Source organism: Exiguobacterium sp. B2(2022), assembly GCF_028823655.1.
In the GTDB taxonomy this organism is placed as follows: Bacteria; Bacillota; Bacilli; order Exiguobacteriales; family Exiguobacteriaceae; genus Exiguobacterium; species Exiguobacterium aestuarii_A.
On the sequence record NZ_JAPEHX010000044.1, the window covers coordinates 20,474 to 27,384 of the forward strand.

The following is a 6,911-nucleotide window of genomic DNA, read 5'->3' on the forward strand; positions in this document are numbered from 1 at the left end:
TAAGATGAATAAAGGGTTGAAACGCGCTGGAGTCGGGCTGATTGGAACAGCGGTCGCGGGAGCGGCTTATGTGTTCCTTTCACCTAAACCAGCAACACGTTTAATCAAAACTTCGTTCGCAGGGGGGAACGAAGTGGAGATGAAGGGATTCGAGGAAGTCGTTCAAAAGACGTCTGTCCGAAAAGACATCGACTACTTGTCTTCTTATGACAACGGGACGTTTGATTTGATTCGCTATGAAGGCGACCGAAAACCTGTCCCAACAATCTTTTGGGTGCATGGTGGCTCGTTCGTCGGTGGTGACAAATCTGACGTCTTAAAATACGCCACCTCGATTGCGAGTAACGGCTACAACGTCGTCAGTATCAACTACGCGCTTGCGCCAGATGTAACGTATCCGACACCACTTCAGCAAATGGAAGAAGCGTATGCATTCATCGCTGAAAACAACGATCGATTCCGTCTCGATTTGGACCGCGTCTTTTTCGCGGGTGATTCGAACGGTGGACAGCTCGTTGCACAGTTTGTCGGGATTCAGTTGAATGACGACTACTCGCCTTCGGCCGAAGTCAGACAAGTTGTACCGAAATCGTCTATCCTTGGAACCATCTTATTGTCTGCACCATTCGACTTGAAGCGTTCATGGCTCGAATCATCAAAATCTGTGAACCGCTTCTTGTTCAAACGCATCGGTTGGGCTTATTTCGGCACATACAACTGGGAAACACTCCCGGTCGTCGCTGAAGCTTCGCCGCTCGTCAACGTACCTGCCACATTCGTTCCGACGTTTATCGCTGACGGAAACGACCATTCGTTTGAAGATCAGGCGAAAGAATTTGCAACAATTCTCTCAGGTCGAACGGATGTGACGACTGTATTTTATGACCGGGACGAACATGAACTCGGTCATAACTATTACTTCGAAATGGACCGCCCGGCGGCAAATTCGACGTATCGCCGTCTGATCACGTTCTTACGTGAAACGACGAATCAATCCGTATAAAAATAAGCGACGTTCTCTGTTCGGAGAACGTCGCTTATTTTCGTTAGCGCAACAGTTCGAACGCGCGTCCAATCAATTCATTTCGAGAAGGAGATGTATGACGAAGTGCTTCAAGTCGATCAATCACGGCCTGCTTCAATTCCTCGTCTTCTACTAACTCCAGACATTCAATGTGTAACAACCACGCATCTGGATGCTCGGATAAAATGTCTGGAACGAGACCATCAATCGATTCGCCGCGTTCACGCATGAGGTGAATGCGATTGAACATCGGGTCATCTTTCGTCCATACACGTTCATCCCGTTCGATGATCACCGGTTTTTCAATGATCGTCAATTCTTCCACCGTTGTCCCAGGGAAGACCGACGGAAGTGAATCGACGCGTACTTCGAGTGAATCGAGTGAGATTGTCCGTCCTTCTAGTTGAACGGTCACTCCTTCGAGCATGTCCGATGCACATGCTTGACGAAGGGTCATTCCGTCCTCGAGGAGATCATCGCGGTCTAGCGCAGATTCCGTGTCATGGACAATGAGAAGTCCGTGACGTTCTCGTTTCGTCAACTGACCATTTTTTACGACTGTGCACTCATCCCATTGGATGAGCGTATGTTCCTTCGATTCTGTCATGTGGCGAACGATGCCGACACGTTCTGAACCGTCCTCGAGTCGAATCGTCGATTGACTTCCAGACGCCAATGCTTTTGTGACCGATTCAACCCCACCTTTTCGAATGGCCATTCTCCCCTCTAATTCATCTAAAACGGAAGAAAGCGTCTCAAAGTCTGGAATGACGAATAGTTCTTTTTGCATATTCGTCACGTCTTGCTTCGTCTGTAGCGCATGCTCCAAATCAAATGAATGTTTGACGACCGCATCGGTCAGACAGTGACGGCTTTCACCGACAGATGACAAGAGGCCCGCCCCGTAAATCATCGGATTCTCAAGGTCACCAATCAATCCAAATTCAACTGTCCACCAAAAGATGCGTGCGACTTGTTGTGCCTCTGAAAAACCGGTCACTTGTGCTTTCGCTTCGTGTACCGCTCGTTCTGCCGCCTCGATGTCTTGCTCGGTTGAGTTGGCGTTCTCTTTCACGATTGTCAAGCGTTTCAACGCCGCGAACGAAGCATGCTCTTCTCGGTTCATGAACGCCTTCGCCCCTAGTTGACCGAAACGTTTGACGATTGCCGAGAACGTCGGGTCCATCAACATCGGCGCGTGACCTGCTGCCTCATGAATGATGTCAGGTGCTGGACTGTATAAGATATTCTCGACTTTTCGAATGTCCGTCGCGACCGGCAACATTCCGTTTCCTTGGAAATCAAAGAAAGCAACGCCTGGGATGAGTCCATCCACTGCGACAGTCGACCATCCCGCTGCCCGCATCTCATCCGTCATCTGTTCGACGTTCGGTAATCGGTCTGGTCCCATTCCTGTCCGTTTTAAACCTTCGATGTAAAACGGGTGCGCTTTTCCTTCTAACGTATGCAGATTCAAGCTTAAAACGAAGCGCCAGACGGCATGATCCGTTGGTGTGTATTCATTGTAAAACTGCGGTGAAATATGTGGGGCAAGATGTGTTGGAATCGATTGTGTCAACATGTGAAGTCCTCCTTTAAAGTCAAAAAAATCCCTATCGATTCAATCGATAGGGACGACAAAGCCGCGGTACCACCCTGGTTGCTAGAGATTATCTAGCCGCTTATTCCGATAACGGGGGACCGCTCAATCATGAGAGCTCGGGAACTGTAATTCGATTCATCTTTTGGGCGTGTTCGCAGCACCACACGCTCTCTGGGCCAGGGAAGATGTCTCTACTTCGGTTCCTTCTTCGCTTCTACTACGTATTCATTTCTCTATCTTTTATACAGTTATGCTGTTATGCATATATGCTTTTAAGCACTAAAGTGACGTCTTGTTAGTTACTGTACCAAAGGTTTTTCGACGCGTCAACAAAAAACAGTCTACGAATTTTCGTAGACTGTCAAAGACACCAATCAATCGGGGACTGTCCCCACTCGTTTAAAGCGTCATTCACTTGAGAAAACGGCTTTGATCCAAAGAATCCACGATGGGATGACAATGGGCTCGGATGAACGGACGTGAGCACTTGATGCTGTTCTCCAATCCATTTCATTTTCTTCTTGGCGTCATTCCCCCAAAGGATGAATACGATGGGCTCTTCACGACTCCCTAGTCGCTCAATCACCGAGTCGGTAAATTGTTCCCATCCTTTCCCACGATGCGAGCCCGCCTTTCCCGCTTCGACCGTCAGCGCTGTATTCAAGAGGAGGACTCCTTGTTTCGCCCATTTTTCTAAATTCCCACTCTTCGGAATGTCACACCCGACGTCGTCCTTTAGTTCTTGAAAGATATTTCGTAACGACGGTGGGAAACGCACCCCATCCTGTACCGAAAAACTGAGACCATGCGCTTGGTTTGGTCCGTGATACGGGTCTTGCCCTAAAATCACGCATTTCACGTCACTGAATTTGGTATAGATAAAAGCGTTCCAAATGTCTTCACGGTTCGGATAAACGATCGTCTCCTCATACGCTTGATCAACGAATTGCTTCAACTGTTGGAAATAAGGTTGACTCATCTCGTCTTGGATGATGTCCGTCCAATCTCCAAGTAATCGACTCGATAACTGCTCTCCCATTGCATACTCCCCTTTCCCTTTGTATGATACCCAAAATGCGTGCATACAAAAAGACGAGTCAATCGACTCGTCTTTCGCATCATACCGTTACTGCGCCTGCAACTTCTTTCGCAAGTGCTTCTGCTTTCGCTTTCGCGTCTGCAACGATCTCTTCGATTTTGTCCGGGTATTGGTTCATCCCTTCAACCGCTACCGTCGTTACTTCAGACACACCGACGAACGCGAGCGCTTGGCGGAGGTATGCGTCTGCAAAGTTAAGGTCAGTTCCTGTGTAGATCCCACCTGTTCCTTGGATGTGGATTGCTTGTTTGTTTTCAAGCAAGCCGACAGGACCTTGCTCCGTGTAACGGAACGTTTTACCCGCCATGAGGACGCTGTCGAGGAACATTTTCATACGTGCCGGGAAGAAGAAGTTCCACATTGGCGTTGCGAATACATAAAGGTCCGCTTCCATGAACTTCTCGAGCATGCCGCTCATTGTGCCTACTTTTTTCGCTTCCACGTCAGTGAGTGCTTCACCTGACGCGAATTTGCCCCATGCGCTGAGCACGTCTCCGTCGATTTCTTGTACATCGACATCGTAGAGTTCGATTGCTTCTACTTCGATTGATGCGTTTTCAGCCTTGAGTGTGGATACGAATGTTTCTGCAACTTGTTTGCTGTATGAAAGTTCAGTTGGTTTCGGGTTAGCCGATACATATAATACTTTAGTCATCGTGTAATCCTCCATTTGGGTAATCTCTAATTTTTTTCAATAACAGTTAGAACTATATCATCTGTATATCTCATCGTCAATTATTTTAACTTCAAGATATTAATGAAAAAAGCAACGGGCTTTATTTGCCCGCTGCGTTATAACCGACTCGTTTCAATAACGAAATCAATTGTTCCGTTTCTTCATCGCTTAACGGTCCGTATATATCTTTAAAGATTTCGATGTGCTGTGGATAGACGACATCCATGAGCGCCTTCCCATCCTCTGTTAACGAGGCGTATGTGACGCGACGGTCGGACGGACAGGCGATTCGTTCAATCAGCCCACGCTTTTCCAACTTGTCGATCACGTATGTCACGCTACCACTCGTAATCAAAATCTGGTCCCCGATTTGTTGTAACGGGGTATCTCCTCGTTTATACAAAACGGATAAAACACCGAACTCTGTTGAATTTAACTGGTGGCGTCGCAAATCTTCTTTCACACGATCGCTGATGGCATCCATCGTTCGTGCGAGAACGACCCATGCCTTCAATTCAAGGGATTCAATCATGTCGGTTTCACCTCAATTCGTTCATCATATATCACTAGTATAGCAGGACTTATGCAGTATAAGCCGGGAAAAATACTTCGTCAAGGAACTTCTTCATTGTCGCGTATGTCGGAAACGTTTAGAATGGTAGTATTGTGATTTTAAGAAAGGGTGGACCGTATGCGTGAGTATTACGAAATTTCATTGACGATTAAACGGGAGTTTTTGCATGCTGTCATCGATTTGTTGAATCGGGAAGGCATCGCACCGGACTATGCGCTCGAAAAGGAAGGCGCGGTCTTTTTATTATTCAATCATTTACCTTGGCCAAACGTGACCCGTGAACCGCACGCCGTGGAACGTTTCTTGTTGACGTTGAAGCGATCGGATTATTTATTCGTCAAAACGAAACGTAAATCACCGGTCCCAGACCATGAACCGGTCGCCTGCATGGGCGCCCTCGTTTCTCCGTTTCATGAACATCTGCGTATCGAACTCGCAGTGGATGAGTCTGAAGCGAGTCATTTAGATATGTCCGCATTCCGTCATTATTAAACGAACGACATGTTCCAATCCCCATGAAGATCAGCCGAAAGTGCTGACGATCATGGGGATTTTTTAGGAGTAACCGATTTCGCAGACGGGAATAAAGGACAGTATTCGAACCGAAAAGGAGATATGTTGGAATGGACACAGTCATGTTAATCGTCAATCCATCCTCAGGAAAAGAATTGGGGGAACAACACGCGACACATGCCGAGGAAGTATTGCGTGAACGATATGGACACGTCGATGTCCGCTTCACCGAGAAAGAACAGGATGCGACGAACTTTGCACGAGAAGCAGCAGAAAAACAATATAAGGCCGTCATTGCGATGGGTGGGGACGGGACGTTGAACGAAGCGGTCACCGGACTTGCGGAAGCGCCTCATCGTCCCGACTTTGGAATCATCCCGCTCGGTACGGTCAATGACCTTGCCCGCGCACTTGGTGTACCAAATGATCCAAAAAAAGCGATTGAAGCTCTTCGTAACGCTGAACCGACACCGATGGATATCGGAAAATATGAGAACGGCTATTTTATGAACGTCATTGCCATTGGTCTCATTGCCGAGGCGGTCGATGAAGTGAGTGTGGAAGAAAAGACAAAGTGGGGGCCGTTCGCCTATCTAATTGAAGGCGTGAAGGCGTTCCGCGAACATAGTCCTTATGCGTTGTCGATTGAAAGTGAGGACGGTCAATTTGATGGCGAAGCTTATCTCGTCGTCATCGCTTTGACGAACTCGGTCGGAGGATTTGAGAATTTCGAACCGGACGCACGACTGAACGATGGTCTGTTGCACGTCTATATTTTTGAAGAACTCGGTCTAAAAGATGCACTTCAATTAACGCCTGCCCTGTTCACCGGAAAATTAAAGGAAACGGACAGTGTCACGTCATTCTGTACGACACGGGTGAGCGTCCACTCGCCTGAATCTCTTCCTGTGAATGCAGACGGTGACACTGGTGGAACGTTGCCATTTACATTTGAAATTTTACCGAGTCATTTGAACGTATTGAAGCCCGTATAAGAGAAGGACTTTTATGAACGAAACCGAATGTTAACAAGCGAGAAAGGAGAATGACCTATCAACATCTCGCTTGTTCAACTTACAACAGCATCCGACGAAATCGTCGAGACATTCAATCGCTGGAATAATGACCCACAAATCGTGCATTTGATTCGTCCGAGTCGGTCTGAAGAAGAATTGACCGCTCATTATGAGATGACGGTCGAAGATTTAGAGGATCGTCTTCTGACACATGATATTTTTCTCATTTATGCAGACGACCATCTCGTCGGTGAAATGAACGTCATGTATGACCCCCCTCATCTGTACCGTCAAGAACCTGGTACGGCGTGGCTCGGGTTTGTCATCGGGGAATCCGTAGGACGTGGCAAAGGCGTGGGCACGGAGTCCCTTCGTTTGCTGGAGGAGAAACTGCGGGCGCAGGGGA

The 6,911-nt window shown here is 47.7% G+C and carries 8 protein-coding genes and 1 other annotated feature; of the genes, 4 read left to right on the top strand and 4 right to left on the bottom strand.

Annotated elements, in window-relative coordinates; all coding sequences use genetic code 11:
- Window positions 1-4 precede the first annotated feature (4 nt).
- The gene (locus ON063_RS10065) at window positions 5-1,003 is read left to right on the top strand and encodes an alpha/beta hydrolase (protein WP_274665046.1); all 999 of its coding nucleotides are present in this window, start codon (window positions 5-7) and stop codon (window positions 1,001-1,003) included.
- A 43-nt stretch (window positions 1,004-1,046) separates the two neighbouring features.
- Here the strand turns inward: ON063_RS10065 and ON063_RS10070 are convergent, their stop codons facing one another.
- The 4 genes from ON063_RS10070 to ON063_RS10085 all read right to left on the bottom strand — a co-directional run bounded on the left by ON063_RS10070 (window position 1,047) and on the right by ON063_RS10085 (window position 4,934).
- Window positions 1,047-2,606, bottom strand: a complete 1,560-nt coding sequence (locus ON063_RS10070) for an aromatic amino acid hydroxylase (protein ID WP_274665047.1) — start codon at window positions 2,604-2,606, stop codon at window positions 1,047-1,049.
- Between the two features lie 45 nt (window positions 2,607-2,651).
- Window positions 2,652-2,845, bottom strand: a binding site (T-box leader).
- A 143-nt stretch (window positions 2,846-2,988) separates the two neighbouring features.
- The gene (locus tag ON063_RS10075; protein ID WP_214746968.1) at window positions 2,989-3,666 is read right to left on the bottom strand and encodes a uracil-DNA glycosylase; all 678 of its coding nucleotides are present in this window, start codon (window positions 3,664-3,666) and stop codon (window positions 2,989-2,991) included.
- A 79-nt stretch (window positions 3,667-3,745) separates the two neighbouring features.
- Window positions 3,746-4,381 carry an FMN-dependent NADH-azoreductase gene (locus tag ON063_RS10080; RefSeq protein WP_015880490.1) on the bottom strand — a complete coding sequence of 212 codons (636 nt, stop codon included), beginning with the start codon at window positions 4,379-4,381 and terminating at the stop codon, window positions 3,746-3,748.
- Window positions 4,382-4,502: 121 nt separating this feature from the next.
- Window positions 4,503-4,934: a MarR family winged helix-turn-helix transcriptional regulator gene (locus ON063_RS10085; RefSeq protein WP_214746962.1), complete on the bottom strand. Its 432-nt coding sequence runs from the start codon at window positions 4,932-4,934 to the stop codon at window positions 4,503-4,505.
- A gap of 159 nt (window positions 4,935-5,093) precedes the next feature.
- Here ON063_RS10085 and ON063_RS10090 point away from each other — a divergent pair, with 159 nt between their 5' ends.
- The 3 genes from ON063_RS10090 to ON063_RS10100 form a co-directional block, all read left to right on the top strand.
- Entirely contained in the window at window positions 5,094-5,468 is a 375-nt protein-coding gene (locus ON063_RS10090) for a hypothetical protein (RefSeq protein ID WP_074034233.1), read from the top strand.
- A gap of 131 nt (window positions 5,469-5,599) precedes the next feature.
- The gene (locus tag ON063_RS10095; protein WP_214695902.1) at window positions 5,600-6,484 is read left to right on the top strand and encodes a diacylglycerol/lipid kinase family protein; all 885 of its coding nucleotides are present in this window, start codon (window positions 5,600-5,602) and stop codon (window positions 6,482-6,484) included.
- A 141-nt stretch (window positions 6,485-6,625) separates the two neighbouring features.
- On the top strand, window positions 6,626-6,911 hold a 286-nt coding region (locus tag ON063_RS10100; protein WP_342455044.1), incomplete at its 3' end, for a GNAT family N-acetyltransferase.